Raw genomic sequence first — 15,034 nt, forward strand, 5'->3', positions numbered from 1 at the left:
TCCCCCGGCTTCTAGGTCCTCTGCCCCAGCCGGCTCCACGCTTAGCCTCCGTCCCCGGGACAAGCAGGCAGCATGGGAGAGCCGCTGACGCGGCCTCAAGGAGGCGCAGGTCTGTAGGCCCCTTGAAAGATGGCCCTCCTGTGGACTACACTTATGTCGGCATCCTGGGAGCTACTGATAGGCGCTCGGCAGTCTCGCAAGCGAAGAGAAGAGAGGAGGACGACATGTCTAGCCGACTCACTCGCCGGCAGTTCCTGTACATCAGTGGCGTAGCCACTACGGCCACTCTGGCCGCCTGCGCCCCTGCACCCACGGCGCCGACCGCCACTCCAGGAGCGGTCGAGGCCACCGTCGCCCCCACCGCTGCCCCAGCGGAGGCCACTGCTCCACCGGCCACGCCCACCAGCAAGTACAGCGAAGCTCCCGAACTGGCTGCCCTGGTGGCCGAAGGCAAGCTGCCGCCGGTGGACGAGCGCCTGCCCAAGGAACCCCTGGTCGTCGAGGTGGTAGAGGAGATCGGCCAGTACGGCGGCGTCTGGCGCCAGCTCCATATGGGCGCTGCCGACCGCTGGCAGAACAGCTACAAGACCCATGAGCTGTTCGGCAAGTTCAACCCCGAAGGGGTCATCGTCCCCAACGTGGCCAAGGGCTGGGAGTTCTCCGAGGACGGCAAGACCATCACCATCTACCTGCGCGAGGGCATGAAGTGGTCCGATGGGGCTCCCTTCACCACCGACGACGTCATGTTCTGGTATGAGGACATCATCCTTAACGATGAACTCACCCCTGCCAAACCTTCCGCCCTCAAACGAGCCGGTGAGCTGGGGGTAGTGGAGAAGGTGGACGACTACACCTTCACCATCACCTGGGTGGAGCCGTACGGCGCCTTCTACGACCACCTCTCCACCTTCCGCATGTTCCAGCCCGCCCACTACCTGAAGAAGTTCCACCCCAAGTATGCGACAAAAGAGGAACTCGAGGCAGCCATGGCAGAAGAGGGGTTCGACACCTGGACCGATCTCTTCGGGGCCAAGACTGCCTTCGCCGACAACCCGGGCACCCCTGATGTGATGGCCTGGAACCCCACCAATCACGTGGACCAACCGGTGCAGATCTGGGAACGCAATCCCTACTACTACAAGGTGGACCCGGCCGGGAACCAGCTCCCCTACATCAACCGGATCGAGCGCACTCTGTTGCCCGACCCTGAGGCCATCCTGCTCAAGGCCATCGCCGGGGACGCCGACTTCGAGTCCCGCCGCATCGAGAACGTGCAGAACTACCCGGTGGTCAAGGAGAACGAGGAGAAGGGCGGTTACCGGGTCATCCTAGAGGACAACGCCGGTAGCAACCTGGCCACCTTCTTTTTCAACTATGCCCACCGGGACCAATACTTGCGGGAGCTGTTCCTGGAGAAGGACTTCCGGGTGGCCATGTCCCATGCGGTTGATCGGCAGGAGATCTCCGACATCGTCCACAAGGGTCTCTGCCCACCCTCCCAGGCCACGGTGGCCCAGAGCAGCATCTGGTGGGAGGAGCGGTTCTCGACCGCCTTCCTAGAGTACGATCCCGACAAGGCCAATGCCCTCCTAGACGGCCTGGGCCTCGATCAGCGGGACGCCGAAGGTTTTCGCCTTCGGCCCGATGGCAAGCGCCTATCGCTGATCAACTTCATCTTCGATGAGAAGCTCTTTAGCATCACCGAGACCCATGAGCTGACCAAGGAGTACTGGAAAGACGTGGGGATCGAGATCACCAACAAGCCCATGGAACGCCAGCTCTGGGTGGCCCAGACGCAGGCTCTGGAGCACGACGTCTCCTCCTACATCTTCAATGCCGGCCACAAGACGCAGACCCCGGTTCAGCTGCTCGGCCTCTTCTGCGTGGAGGCCAGTGCCACCCACTGGGCCTACGCCTGGGCTCTGTGGTACCAGAGTGGAGGTCAGGAAGGGCTCGAGCCACCGGAGGAGATCAAGCAACTGCAGTCCATCTACGAGCAGTGCTTGGGCGAGACCGACATTGACAGGCGGAACCAGCTGATCAAGGAAGCCTGTGCTAACCATGCGGACAACCTGTGGATGGTGGGCATGCTCAATGAGTCGGACTATGGTCGGTTCATGGTAGTCAAGAACAACCTGCGCAACGTGCCTGACCATATTCCTGGCTCCAACGCCCTGGCCTTCAACACCTGCCAGATGTTCTTCAAGAGCTAGTAGCTCAGGGCTCCTGGGACTCGCCGGGGGAGGGCCAAAGCCCTCCCTCAAGCTTCTCTCCCCTCGGTCCCTTCATGAGGCAGGCGACCCGGCCTGCCGGATGCGCCACACAACCACGTCTGCCAGAGTCTCAAGTAGGCCAGCTCCTCCCACGCCACGGCGCTGATACCCCCGCCTCCCAGCGTCGAGGCTGGCGCCTCCGCTCCTCCTGATGGTGAGGGATGAAGCGTTCGCATAGCGTATTGGTGACGTCGGCGCTGGTGATGGTGCCGTCGAAATCACACAGGGCAACTCGCTTCATCTCCTGACCAGCCCGCCCGTGCTTCGGCACGCCGGTGACCTGTCAATCCACCTTGACAGCGATAATGAAGCATCTAGTATGGCCCGCTGGAGAGGCTCGCCGGAAACTGCGGCCCCATCCGAGCGTGGGAGGTCGCTAATGCGTGATCGCCTGATTTCGATTCAGACCGGCGCCGGACGGGTGGTGACCGCCGGGGAATGGAGGCTGGTCCCGCTAGCCCGCTCCATCTCCTGCCGGCTTCCCGGAAGCTTGGGCGGGCTGATATGGAGCCGTCCGGTGGCGGTGGAGGTCACCGGGCCTGACGGACGGGCGCAGGTACTCCCCATCAGGGACGTGACCCGCTGGGTCCAGGTCATGATCCTATTGGGCGCGGCGGTGATTCTGCTGGCCGGATTGTCCCGGTGGGCACCCAGGAGTAGATCAACGTAAGGGAGGTACAGAAGTGAACCAACAGGCTGAAATCCCAGGTCAAGAGCTTGGCGGGCTAGGCGACGCCGCCTCCACCGTTCACGACCTGATCGGCGAGTTCCTGGACACGGCCGGCGTGACCCGGGTGTACGGGGAGCCGGTGGAGAAGGGGGAGCAGACGGTAATACCCACGGCGGAGGTGCTGGCCGTCCTCGGGTTCGGCATGGGCGGCGGCACGGGGTCTGGCTCTGAGCCGGATACGCAAGGTGCCGGGTTTGGCTCCGGAGGAGGAGGCAAGACCTTCTCCCGCCCCGTCGCCGTGGTGGTGGCCTCTCCCGGCGGTGTCCGCGTCGAGCCCGTGGTGGACGTCACCAAAGTCGCCATCGCCTTCTTCACCGCGATGGGCTTCATGCTCACCACCCTAATGGGGATGGTGGGCGCCAAGAAGATGCGGAGCCAGCTCCGAGGCGAGAGCTGAGTTCCTTTGCGGCAGGATCGTCCGGCCAGAGGCAGAAGCCGACAGTTCAGGAGCGACCCGCCTTGGCCGTGGCACGCCGGCCTGACCCGGGCCACTTCAGCCGCTTGCCGCGGCTCTCGTCCAGGAGGCATCTGCCTGCCTAGACTCCTCGTCTGGCCGGCGCTGCCGGTGATGTGGCCCTCTCCGGCTGCGCCGCCCTGACGTCTCCCGCCCCCTCACTTGCCCTGCCCGCTGCCACCTCCCTTGTGGCCACCATCCTCGTCACCTACCGCCTGAGGTCACCAATGAGGCCCAAGAGGGCACGCCTCTCGCTTCCTCCGTTGCCGTGAGCCGGGCGCGCCTGCCGTAGCAGCTGCGGCAACGCCATTCAGAACCCCTGGTTCGCCGCTGCCGACAGCGAGATCGTCGTGCGCGGCGCTGACACCATCGCCGGCAACCCGGGTCTCGTCCTGGACTTGCGCGAGCCCCCTCCACTCCCGAGCCCGTGATGCCAAGGGTCACCGGTGCGGCCGCCCGGCTCATGCGCTTCCACGACGGCACCGGGTACAGCTCTCGCGCCAGGGTCACCAGCCGCGTGGGGGAGAAGCCCATTGATTACGTCTGCAGCGATCAGGGCATGATCCTGGGCGACCTAGACCCCACCGGCCCGGTGTGGATGCCGAGCAGGGCAGCCACGGGCGGCTCATGGCCGCGGCTCGGCCGTTACTCCGGTGGAGCGAGCCAGGCGGTAGAGCCGCAGCGTGTCCCCAGTGCCCGGCGGGTGCCGTGAGTGGCCGCATGCCCGGGAGGCCCGCGCGACCGCGCCCCCGCAGGAGCCACCATGTTTGCGTGGCGGTTCCCGCGATTTGCTCCAGGAGCCGAATGCCCTTCGGCGCGACCACTCGCCCCAGCAGGGGTTAACCTATGCGGTGGGCTATGACGCTGCGCTCTCCCTCGGAGGCGCTGGACCTGCCGGATGGCTCTGTGTAGACTGGCGCTGCTACACATTGGTAGGTGGTGCAGTGGCAAGGCTGCCATCACAAGGAGGTATCAATGCCAGAGTTGAAGGACGGCTGTGTCACCCCGGCCCGAGGGCCCATAGTGCCTGAGGGCCAATCGGTTGCTTCCCCAACCCCAACCAGAGCCGCGGAGACTGCCAAGATGCTAGCGTCAGTGGGTAAGCCGGCACCGGATTTCGAGGCCACCGCTTTCGTGAGAGACTACGGGTTCAAGCCCATTCGGCTCTCAGACTACAAGGGCAGGTGGGTCGTCCTATGCTTCTACCCGGGCGACTTCACCTTCGTCTGACCCACCGAACTGGCGGCGGTCGCCGCTCGATACGGCCAGCTGCAGGAGCTGGGCGTCGAGGTGCTCGCCATGAGCACCGATAGCCGATTCGTTCACAAGATCTGGCAGCAACAGGAGCTGTCCAAGATGGTGGAAGGCGGCGTGCCCTTCCCCATGCTCTCCGATGCCGGCGGGAAGATCGGTAGCGTCTACGGCGTCTACGATGAGGCCGCCGGGGTAGACATTCGGGGCCGCTTCATCATAGACCCGGACATGGTCATTCGGGCCATGGAAGTCCTGACTCCGGAAGTGGGGCGCAACCCCGACGAACTGCTGCGCCAGATTAGGGCCTACCAACACGTCATCGCGACCGGCGAGGTCACCCCCTCGGGGTGGCAGCCCGGCCAGCCCACCCTCAGGCCCGGGCCCGATCTGGTGGGGCGGGTCTGGGAACACTGGAAGCCGTAGCGCCAGGGCCAGCCCCGAACCGGGTTCGGGGCTCACTCTCTAAGCTATCCGTTCTGGAGAAGATACTAGAGGCCCCAGCTCGGTCGAGCCGGGGCCTTGCCCATCGGGCACGTGCCGACATCCCGCCCGCCGTGTACAATAGGCTCGCCATGGGGGCTACTCAGAGATGAATTCCAGGTCGCTGCTCCAAGGCCGGGTGGCCCTGATCACCGGCGCATCCAGCGGCATCGGCAAGTGTACCGCCCTGGCTCTGGCCCAGCGGGGCGTCAACCTAGCCCTAGCAGCGCGCAGGGAAGGAGCTCTGCAAGAGGTGGCGCACCGGGCTCGAGCCTTCGGGGTAGAGGCAGAAGCCCTGCCTACGGACGTCACCTCCCGAGAGCAGGCCGAGCGGTTCGTGCAGGCAGCACTGGACCGGTGGGGCCGGGCCGACATCCTGGTCACCTGTGCTGGTGCCTACGTCCGTGCCCACGCTACCAGGCTGACCGTGGCCGATGTCGAGCGCTCCATGGCCGTCAACTTCTACGGCACCCTCTACCCTCTCCTGGCCGTGCTCCCTCACATGCTGGCCCGGAAGCAGGGACACCTCATCATGGTGACCTCTCTAGACGGCAAGAAGGGCTTGCCTCTCGACGCGCCCTACGTCGCCGCCAAGGCGGCCGTGGGTGGGTTGGCTGAGTCCATCCGTCAGGATCTGCGGGGAAGTGGGGTGGCGGTGACCGCCGTCTTCCCTGGGCGGGTAGACACGCCCCTCATCGAGTCGCTGCGGGTGCCGGCCATCTCCGCCAAGATTCCGCCCGAGAGGGTGGCAGATGCCATAGTCAGAGCTCTTCACCGGCGCCCGCCTGAGGTCATCCTGCCGCCCCAGGGACGCCTGTTGCACTGTGTGAATGTCGTGTCCCCCAGGCTGGGGGATTGGTTCGTACGGCTGTTTCACCTCGAAGGCTGGGAGACGACGCCGGGCTCGGACGCGGACCTATCGGATGGCCCCGGCAGTCCATCGGCTGTCTCTTCGGCCTCATGACCGGGAAGAGACACCAGATGCAGAACCTCCTTGAGCACACCGAGGAACTGGTTCACCCCTGGCTCCGTCAATCGCGCATCGCTCTGGTACCTGGCGCCACCACGCCCCTCTTGGAGGGAGTCCTGGACGGCCTCAATTCGGCTCTCCGTTCCCTGGGGCAGTTGGTGCAGTCACAACCGAGCCCGGACACGGACGCCATCATCACCACCGCCCCCTTCGGCGAGCCTCTCCCGTGGCGTCGAGCCCTGATCTTCTCTGCTCGCAGCCGGTACCGGCTCAACCGCCAGCCCACCATCTTCACCTTCCTCCACGCTCGCCCCGATGAGTTCAGGCGCCTCCTCGACCGAATGGCGCACTACATTGCCCAACCCGCCCCTCGGCGCGAACTGTGCGACTACCCCGGCCTCGCCCCTCAGGGACATGAGGTCTTGTTCGAGCAGGGCCGCCGCGGCGGCCCGATGCTATCGCTCCTGCGCCTGGTGCAGGCGCAGGCCAAGTGCATACGCATCGTCCTCGTCGTAGGCGACCGTCGGCCGGAGGCCGCCTATCACTTCGACCTGGCCGGAGCTCACCCGCGCAGCCCGGCCGACGACCTGGAGGCCTTCCACCGTGACATAGGCTTGCGCATCGTTACCGCCCTCAGCACCCGCGAGGTGACCAACCACGAGGTAGTCGGGCCGCCCATACCCGCTTCTCTCTGGCAGTCGCTCGACACGCCCCAAGCCATGCTGAAGGCAGGCCGGGAGTTAGGTAAGCGCAACTTCTTCACCCGCATGCTGGTCATATCCGAACTGGTGCACCTGCCCGCCCTCAACGACGCCGTGGCCAGTCAGTACAGCGAGGGGTGCTTTTCCACCTGGGACCCGCAGCTGCAAGCTCTGATCGCTACCATAACCGGCAGCGCCCGCCCGGTGGATAAGGGCGCCATCTCAACTGAAGACCTGGCCGTCATCGTGGGAGTCCGCCCGCAGGGGGTGGGTGCTCTGGTGCGCCACGTCGAAGGCAAGGCCAACCATCCTCCCTCGTCCGAGTCCCTGGAGATGATTGACCTGGACGAGCCCTTGCCCCGAATCACGCTAGGCCCGGAGTGGGGCGTGACCGCGCCTGTGCCAGTGGCCCGGTCCAAGCTTCATGGCCACCGCAGCGTCGGCGCCTACGACCCCTCCGTGGCCGAGTATGCTCCCCTGGACGAGGCTTTCCATCGCTATCCCGTGGGCTGCGCCACCGACGCTCAGGCTCAGGCCATCAAGACCGCCTTCAGCCGGGCCCAGGCCCTGCAGGACCCGGAGGACCCGCGCCAGATCGTCTTCACCATCCTGCCGGGACATGGCACCTTGCTGGTGGAGAAGTGGGTGGCCGGCAAGGAGCCGTTCCAGGTGCTCCTGGAAGCGATGGACCAGGGGCGAATCCGAATCGCCTCCCGAGTCCCCCAAGGTCGCCTGGAGTTCGTGCCCGGCCCCGAGGGACTGCTTACCGTCCAGCCCGAGGACTGAGACCCTCAGCGACGAGCGAAGGCCGGGGACGCGGTCTCTCGGGGTCGCGCCCCCGGCCCGGCAGCCCGCTACGGGGGTGTTCAGCCTCCTCTCGCCGGCACTCCGCGGCGCTCCCGCGCCGGGAACCGCGTCACTACCGTGGCGTCGATGGGCAGGACCACTGAGTCACCCTGGGCTAGGTCGGCGGGCGCCTTGGCCGCGCCCCGGGCGGCGCCGGGGAAGATGGCCAGCGGTGTACCCACTGTGGCATAGCGCCGGTCCACCAGGGCCATACCGACCTGCGTCCCTCCCACCAGGGCGGCGCTAGTGACCCGACCGATGTACATCCCTCTGCGGTTGACCACCGGCTCCCCCTGATCGCCTCCCCGGAGGGCCCGCTGACCGGGCTCATCCACCTGGAAACGCACCAGCTGGCGCGTGCTGGCGGCAGCCCGCGCCATCACCGGCTCTCGGCCAATGTAGAAGGGCTTGTGCGCCTTGAGGTAGGCTGCGAAGCCCGCCTCCTGGGGCAGTATCCCCAGGGGGCCGTTCAGCTCGTGTCCGTAGAGCGGCAGCCCGGCCTCGATGCGCGTACTGTCGCGAGCCGCCAGACCGCACGGCTTCACCTCGAACTGCTCTCCCTTGTCCAGCAGTTGGTTCCACAGCCGCACCGCGTCCTCGGGATGGACGAAGATCTCGTAGGCGATGTCTTCTCCGGTGTACCCCGTGCGGGCGACGATCAGGTCCATGCCCGCCAGGGTCACCCGAATCAGGTCCGTTCGGCGTACGCGTGCCAGCGCATCTCGCAGTCGTTGGTCCTCAGTGAGAGCCTGCAACGTAGCTAGTGAGGCCGGCCCCTGGAGAGCGATATCTACCCGCCCATCGGCGCCCGCGGCCGGGTCTTTGAGGTCTCGCAGTACGGCCCGGCCCTCCACCTCAGCGGCGGGATTTCGCCGGTCTATCAGCACTCGGCCCTCGTTGACTGCGTTCAGCCAGGCCCAATCCTTCTCGGCGTTGGCAGCGTTCACCACCATCAGGTAGCGGCCCCGCTCCAGACAGTAGAGCATGATGTCGTCTATGACGTTCCCGTCCGGATCGAGCAGGTAGGAGTAGTGAGACTGCCCCGGCTGGAGCCAGCCGGCGTAGTTGCTGCCCACCACATCCAGGAAGGCCGTCGCGTAAGGGCCGCTGACCTCGAAAATGCCCATGTGCGAGACGTCGAAGAGGCCGGCGGCCTCCCGCACGGCTCGATGCTCCTCGCCCACGCTGGTATACCAGACCGGCATATCCCACCCAGCGAAGGGGATCATCTTTCCTCCAAGCCGGCGGTGCTCCTGGTACAGCACCGTCCTGCGCGGCTCTCTCCCCTCCGACGGCTGCCAGGAGAACTCGGGCTTGTCCCCCTCGGGCAGCACCGGGCGCAGCGCCGCCTGCCCCACGAAGTAGGGCTTGGTGAGAGCGAAAAGGCCCTGGTGCCCTTCGCGGTAGAGCGCCAAGGCATCGGTTGCGGCCGGCACCGCTTTGGCTAGCGAGACAGTGCGCAGACTCGCGACCGCAGCAGCAATCTCCCCTTCGCCGGTCTGCGCCTCAACCTGCACCACCGTGACCGGCCCCTCTACCTTTCGCTGCATGTCCTCCCGGTCGAAGACGGTATACCCGTCCGAGAGGCCCTCCAGCCAGAACTTCACCTTGGCGCACCGCTCCGCGGAGACCGCCATCAGATACCGGTCCCGCCCCCGTGAATCGGGGCCCAGGAAGCAGAGATACACATCGTCCACCACCCGACCGTCGGCGTCGAGAAGCAGCGTCCGCTCCCACTGCCCCTGGGCCAAGCAAGAGACCGAGCCGGTGCAGGCCTCGCGCAGGAAGGACCGTGCCCGACGCCCCTGGACGAGCAAGAGCTGCCGGCCTTCGGGGGCGAGCCCGTCCCCTGAGGAGCACTGAGAAGACCCTGCGAGCACAGGCACATCGGTGAGAGCACGGCCTGCCAACTCAGCTACGTCGCGGCGAACCTCCTGGAGGACGTCCGCCTCGATCTTGCCCCGCGGCAGCTCGCAGGTCATGCCCGCGTAACAGAAGGGGTGGATGTTGGTCAGCACCCGGGCGATGCAATCCGCCACCCGGTCCATCTCCTCCGGTCCCATGCCGCGCTGCGTCAGCCAAGGGGTGCCCAGGCGCACTCCGCTTCCCAGCGCGGTGACGTTGTCGCCCGGGATGGTGTTCTTGTTGGCCACCAGCCCAGCCAGCTCCAGGATGCGCACGGCCGTCTCACCCCGGAGGGGCAAGCCGTCAGGCGTTTCGACCTGGCGCAAATCCACTAGGAGCAGGTGGGTGTTGGTGCCTCCGTAGGCCAGCACCAACCCGCGCTTCTCCAGCGAGCTCGCCAGCGCTCGGGCGTTCTCGGTGATGCGGAACATAAGCCGACGGAAAGGCTCGGTCTGGGCTATGTGGAAGGCCACCGCCATGGCGGCGAACTTGTTGGGGTGAGGACCGCCCTGGATGCCAGGGAACACTGCTGCGTTGATGCGCCGGCTGAGGTCGCGGTCGGCAGTGAGAATGACCGCTCCTCGAGGGCCACACAGCGTCTTGTGAGTGGTGAAAGTGATGACATCGGCATAGCCCACGGGGCTAGGATAGGCACCGGCGACGGCCATCCCCGCCGGATGGGCGATGTCGGCCATGAGGAAGGCACCACAGGCGTCGGCGATCTCGCGGAAGCGGACCCAGTCCGGGGCCCAGGGATAGGAGGTGAAGCCGGCCACAATCACGCTAGGCCGAGCCTCTATGGCCTGCTCCCGGATGCGGTCGTAGTCCAGCTGGCCGTCGTCTCCCACTCCGTAGGAGACGACCTTGTACCGGCGCCCAGAGATGTTGAACTGGCTACCGTGGGTGAGGTGGCCGCCCATGTACAGGTCCATGCCCATGAGGGTATCACCCGGGTCCATCAGGGCGTCGTAGACTGCCAAGTTAGCGACCGCACCCGAGAGGGGCTGCACGTTGGCGTACAGGTTCTGGGAGGGCACCAGGTCGTTGGCGAAAGCGTCGGCGCAGCGCCGCTGGGCTAACGACTCTAGGATGTCCACATACTCGGCACCCTTGTAGAAGCGACCGTCGCTGTAGCGCCGGTAGTAGGCCAGCTGGTGCTCCACATCCAGCAGGAGCTCCTCGTCATCCTGCATCATCCGTAACGCCGGATAGCCCTCAGCGTAGATGTTGTTGAACACGCTCCCCAAGGCCTCTCGCACCGCCAGCGGCGCCATGCTCTCCGAGGGTATGAGGATCAGACGGCCCGCCTGTCGCTCTTCTTCCATCCCAATCAGGCGCCTGATGGCCGGGTCGGTCTCCTTCAGCCCCGCCCCCAGAAACGTATCCCAGTACTCCGACATGTCTCACTCCTGACCAGACTGACGCGCAGGCAGGCGGCAAGCGACTCGGGTCACATGCCGGCCTCCGCCGATCGTCTGTTGTGCTCGATCCCTACTTGATGTCTGCCGGTCCGCCCACGGCGATGGGCACGTGTACGATGGTGGGCACGTCCGCCGCCAGGCCCCGTTCGATAGCAGGCCCGATCTCGTCCGGACTCTCGGCGCGGATGCCCAGGCAGCCGAAAGACTCGGCCATCTTCACGTAGTCTATCTGGCCCATGCGGCTACAGACCACTCCCTGCTCGCCGTAAGCCTCGCACTGCCCACTAACTACGATACCCCAGGCGCAGTCGTCGGCCAGCACCACCACGAAGGGCAGCCCTTGCGCCGAGGCTCGCTCCAGGTCGCCCAGAGTGAAGGTGAAGGAGCCATCTCCCGAGAGCAGGATGATCTTGCGGTCCGGGTACGCCAGCCGAGCGGCCATGCCTCCCGCGATACCCCACCCAATGACCCCGCTGGCGCCGCAGGTGAGCCAGTGACTGGGGTACTGACGGGCCGCCAGGACCATGTGGGCCCACTGTCCGATGTTGCCGCCGTCTATCAGGAATACCGTCTGCTCATCGAGGAAAGGCCTCAGGGCGTCCACCATGTGGCGGCCGGTCATGGGCGGCGAGGGCGGTGCGGGCTCCTCGAGCCAGGCCCGCCGGAACTCCCGGTCCCGGCGCCGCGTCTCCTCCAGCCAGGGTCGGAAAGCCCGCGTCATTCCCTGGCGCTCAACCTCCTCTGCCAGCTGCCGCAGCACGGTCCCCGGGTCGCCCAGGATGGCCAGGTCGGGCTCGACTCCCTGGCGCAGCTGATCCCCGTCTGCAGTAATGCGGATCACCCGGGTCTCGCGGTCGAAGGCGGGCGGGAGGCCGTAGCCCACCCGGTAGTCCACCTGTGCTCCCACCAGCAGGATGAGGTCAGCGTCCGGAAGGATCGAAGCGCTGCCGCTAGCCGCCCCAATCACCCCCAGGAACCAGTCCTGCGGCCGGTCCACCACGCCCCGGTCCCAGATCGGGGTGACCACGGGGAGCGCCAGGGCCGAGGCCAGAGCCGCCAGCGCCGGGCCACCCTGGACGTAGAAGAGGCCAGAGCCCGCCACCAGGACCGGCCTCTCGGAAGCTGCCAGCAGTCGGGCTGCATCTCGGACGAGATCCTCGTCTCCCGGCGACACGGCGGTGGCCAGCGCCTGGGGCTGGCGCACCCACCGCACCTGCTCCGCAGGCACCTCGGCCTCCAGAACGTCCAGGGGCACAGTAAGGTGTACCGGGCCCGGCCGGGGCGCGATGGCCCGCCCGACAGCCTCGCGCACGTACACCGGTATGTTCTCCGCCCGTTCCACCACCCGGGCGTACTTGGTGATGGACCGCACCAGCGGCAGGTGATCCATTTCCTGGAAGACGCCCATGTCCCAATGCTGGCGCGAGCTGGTGCCGCTGAGCAGCAGCATGGGCCCGCCGTCGAAGTGAGCGTTGAGCACGCCGATCAGGGCGTTGGTGTGGCCCACAGCGCTGCTCACAGCGCACACCCCCAGCCGGCGGGTCAGGCGTCCGGTCACGTCGGCTATGTAGGAAGCGGTCTGCTCGTTCCGCGTATCGGTGAGAGTCATGCCAGCCATGCTGGCCTGATGCAAAATGGGGTTCAGCCCGTTTGCCGCAGAGGACCGACATCCGGTCCACCCCGGCGTCCCCCAGGCACCTGATGAGTATCTCCGCTCCAGTCATATCGCTCCCCTTGTCCTCTCCGCTCGCTTGCCCCGACGGGGCGGGGTCCGGAAAAGCGCAACCTCCGCAGCCGGCGATTATAGCACCCCCTCTCGCCCCCTGTCGCCCCGAGGGCACATCTCAGAATGGGGCAAGCGTGGGACACAGATAGCCCGCAGTCCCGATGCGTAGGGGCGAACCTTGTGTTCGGCCTCGGCCCGCAGAGGAGGCTCACTCCTCGTCGCCCTGGCTCCGCGTCTGCGGACGCAGACTCTTCCAGTGAGGCCTGGCCACCAGGGCTCGCCCTCACTGCCGGCGTGTGCCTTGATTGCCATGCACCAGTCCAGCCGGTACTTCTTTCCGATTCAGGCCGGAGCCACTGCAGCCGATAGAGGACAACGGGAACGGTCACTGCCACAGAGGTGGCACTGTGCTCATCACGCTTATGGAGGCATCGCGACGCTTCGGAATCTCGCCCTGGCAGCTCGGCCGCCTGGTCATGGCCGACATTCTGCCGGTGGTGAGCGTGGACGGCTTTCTCATGGCCGAGGAGGACGACGTCCGCCGCTGTCTAGAAGCGCTGGGTCACACAGGCCGCCCCACGAAAGCGCCCGCCAATCCCCGCCCTTCCGGCCCCAGGAGGCCCCGTGGCCGCGCCGACTGAGCCCCTCCGCGCGGCTGGGCCCGGCTGAGACGGAGTAGAGTCATCTCCCGTCATCCCGCCTCTGCCGCAGTAGGTGCAACTCCCGCACCCTGGTACAATGAGTGCGCGGAACCACTACGGGCCTGGGCCACGTCTAGATGATGGACCGAGGCATTCTGGCGCCTGAGTCGAGCGCGAAAGGCATGGAGGAGGCAGCGGTGCGAAGACTGAGAGTAGTCGCGGTGCTGGCGGCGCTAGTGGTGGTGCCGCTTTTGGCCTGCAGCCCGGCCGAGCTGCTGGGCCGGAGCGATCTGGGTCGGTACGTCGCCGCCATGAGAGCTCCCCTGGCTGAGTTCACCACCTGGGCCCAGGACGTGCTCGCCTTCTACGGCGACGTGCTCCGGCTGCGGGAGATAGACGGCATCTGCTCCACCGGCAGGCTGAACGATCTGATCGCTCGGGGCGAAGGAAGCATCGGGCGGCTACGGGCGGTGCCGCCTCCGTCTGCCGTCTCCTCGCTCCACGACGCCGTAGCCGACGGTGGCGACAAGACTCTGGCGAACCTGCGCCAAGTACGGGAGTTGCTCTGCGAGCGACGGGATCTCGCACGAGCGCAAGAGGCTGTGGAGCAGGCTCAGAGCGCCCTGCGCGACCTGTCTTCCCTCCTCGAGTCGCTCCGGGAACGACTGCCCGACCTCTGAACGCGCTCTCCCGGAGCTGGCCGCGAGCGACACTCCCCATCGCTGTGGGCCGCCTTACGGAGACGGCGAAGGTCGTATCCTGCTATGGCGCATTGCCGCGGTCGGCCGCCGTCAGCGCGAGCTAACTGAGCTCACCGGGAACCGGAGGTCCACATGGACGAAGTTGCCGCCGCGCGTTCGATGGTCTTGATCGTCGCCGCGCTCATCATCATCCTGGCCCTGATCTGCAGCTGTACCTGTGTCACCGTGACCTTCATACTGAGCCTGGCCGCCACCTGACCGGCAGCCACACTCCTGGCGGTAGGATAGGGCTTTGCCCTCGGAACTCGTCGCTCTGCCCCACCGATCCGATCGAGGCCTTCCTTCGCCGGCACCCGTTCCTCCGGCTCTACGGCCTGGATGACGGTGAACCGGGTGGAGAGCCTGGAACCGCTACTGCCCGGCGCTCTATCCTCGCTCTATCTCATATCCCAGCCTTTCCCATGCCGGGAATCCCCCTTGCAAGGCCTTCGCATCGTATCCGCTCTCACGGAGCAGGTCCGCGGCCCTCTCGCTGCTGGAGCGGCCGGGATGGCGGAAGCCTCAATAGGTGACCACAGGCCGATCCCGCGGGATCTCCTCCAGGCGCGATGGCAGCCGATCCCGGGGGATGTGGATCGCACTCCGGATGTGCCCGTTTCGGTACGACTCCGCCGGTCGCACGTCCACCACGGTGATGTCCTCGCCCTGGTCGAGCCGGCGCCGCAACTCCTCGGGGGTGATGAGCGTCTCCACATATCCTCCTTGACCAACGAGATGTCACAGACGATGACAACGACACCGGTAGGCAGCGTATCCCTCGCCCTAGCCCCAGTCAAGCCTGCCCCAGGGTGGCCGGCGCTTCTGCCTCCCTAGCGCGGACCCTGCCCCATAGAGGCTGGATCTGTACCTGCCCTGGGCGGACACAGTGATCC

Annotated in this window: 12 protein-coding genes; 9 read left to right on the plus strand and 3 right to left on the minus strand. The window is 66.3% G+C overall.

Features of this window, described 5'->3' with window-relative positions; translation table 11 throughout:
• Positions 1 to 224: 224 nt before the first annotated feature.
• The 7 genes from HPY83_03330 to HPY83_03360 all read left to right on the plus strand — a co-directional run bounded on the left by HPY83_03330 (position 225) and on the right by HPY83_03360 (position 7,648).
• A complete protein-coding gene (locus HPY83_03330; protein NPV06982.1) occupies positions 225 to 2,213 on the plus strand; it encodes an ABC transporter substrate-binding protein in 1,989 nt (662 codons plus the stop codon).
• 439 nt (positions 2,214 to 2,652) lie between these two features.
• The gene (locus HPY83_03335; GenBank protein ID NPV06983.1) at positions 2,653 to 2,943 is read left to right on the plus strand and encodes a hypothetical protein; all 291 of its coding nucleotides are present in this window, start codon (positions 2,653 to 2,655) and stop codon (positions 2,941 to 2,943) included.
• 13 nt (positions 2,944 to 2,956) lie between these two features.
• On the plus strand, positions 2,957 to 3,400 hold the full coding sequence (locus HPY83_03340; protein ID NPV06984.1) for a hypothetical protein: 444 nt from the start codon (positions 2,957 to 2,959) through the stop codon (positions 3,398 to 3,400).
• Positions 3,401 to 3,887: 487 nt separating this feature from the next.
• Entirely contained in the window at positions 3,888 to 4,169 is a 282-nt protein-coding gene (locus tag HPY83_03345) for a hypothetical protein (GenBank protein NPV06985.1), read from the plus strand.
• Positions 4,170 to 4,432: 263 nt separating this feature from the next.
• The gene (locus HPY83_03350) at positions 4,433 to 5,134 is read left to right on the plus strand and encodes a peroxiredoxin (GenBank protein NPV06986.1); all 702 of its coding nucleotides are present in this window, start codon (positions 4,433 to 4,435) and stop codon (positions 5,132 to 5,134) included.
• A 166-nt stretch (positions 5,135 to 5,300) separates the two neighbouring features.
• Positions 5,301 to 6,155 carry an SDR family NAD(P)-dependent oxidoreductase gene (locus HPY83_03355; GenBank protein NPV06987.1) on the plus strand — a complete coding sequence of 285 codons (855 nt, stop codon included), beginning with the start codon at positions 5,301 to 5,303 and terminating at the stop codon, positions 6,153 to 6,155.
• 17 nt (positions 6,156 to 6,172) lie between these two features.
• The gene (locus HPY83_03360) at positions 6,173 to 7,648 is read left to right on the plus strand and encodes a hypothetical protein (protein ID NPV06988.1); all 1,476 of its coding nucleotides are present in this window, start codon (positions 6,173 to 6,175) and stop codon (positions 7,646 to 7,648) included.
• An 80-nt stretch (positions 7,649 to 7,728) separates the two neighbouring features.
• Here the strand turns inward: HPY83_03360 and gcvT are convergent, their stop codons facing one another.
• Positions 7,729 to 11,013: a glycine cleavage system aminomethyltransferase GcvT gene (gene gcvT, locus HPY83_03365; GenBank protein NPV06989.1), complete on the minus strand. Its 3,285-nt coding sequence runs from the start codon at positions 11,011 to 11,013 to the stop codon at positions 7,729 to 7,731.
• A gap of 91 nt (positions 11,014 to 11,104) precedes the next feature.
• On the minus strand, positions 11,105 to 12,652 hold the full coding sequence (locus tag HPY83_03370) for a thiamine pyrophosphate-binding protein (protein NPV06990.1): 1,548 nt from the start codon (positions 12,650 to 12,652) through the stop codon (positions 11,105 to 11,107).
• Between the two features lie 515 nt (positions 12,653 to 13,167).
• On the opposite strand from HPY83_03370, the gene HPY83_03375 reads away from it, so the two are divergent.
• Complete coding sequence (locus HPY83_03375; protein NPV06991.1) at positions 13,168 to 13,401, plus strand: hypothetical protein; 234 nt, start codon at positions 13,168 to 13,170, stop codon at positions 13,399 to 13,401.
• 197 nt (positions 13,402 to 13,598) lie between these two features.
• Positions 13,599 to 14,081 carry a hypothetical protein gene (locus HPY83_03380; protein ID NPV06992.1) on the plus strand — a complete coding sequence of 161 codons (483 nt, stop codon included), beginning with the start codon at positions 13,599 to 13,601 and terminating at the stop codon, positions 14,079 to 14,081.
• A 582-nt stretch (positions 14,082 to 14,663) separates the two neighbouring features.
• On the opposite strand, the gene HPY83_03385 is transcribed toward HPY83_03380, so the two are convergent.
• A complete protein-coding gene (locus HPY83_03385) occupies positions 14,664 to 14,855 on the minus strand; it encodes a rhodanese-like domain-containing protein (GenBank protein ID NPV06993.1) in 192 nt (63 codons plus the stop codon).
• Positions 14,856 to 15,034: the final 179 nt, after the last annotated feature.

It is taken from the genome of Anaerolineae bacterium (assembly GCA_013178015.1).
Taxonomy (GTDB): domain Bacteria; phylum Chloroflexota; class Anaerolineae; order DRVO01; family DRVO01; genus Ch71.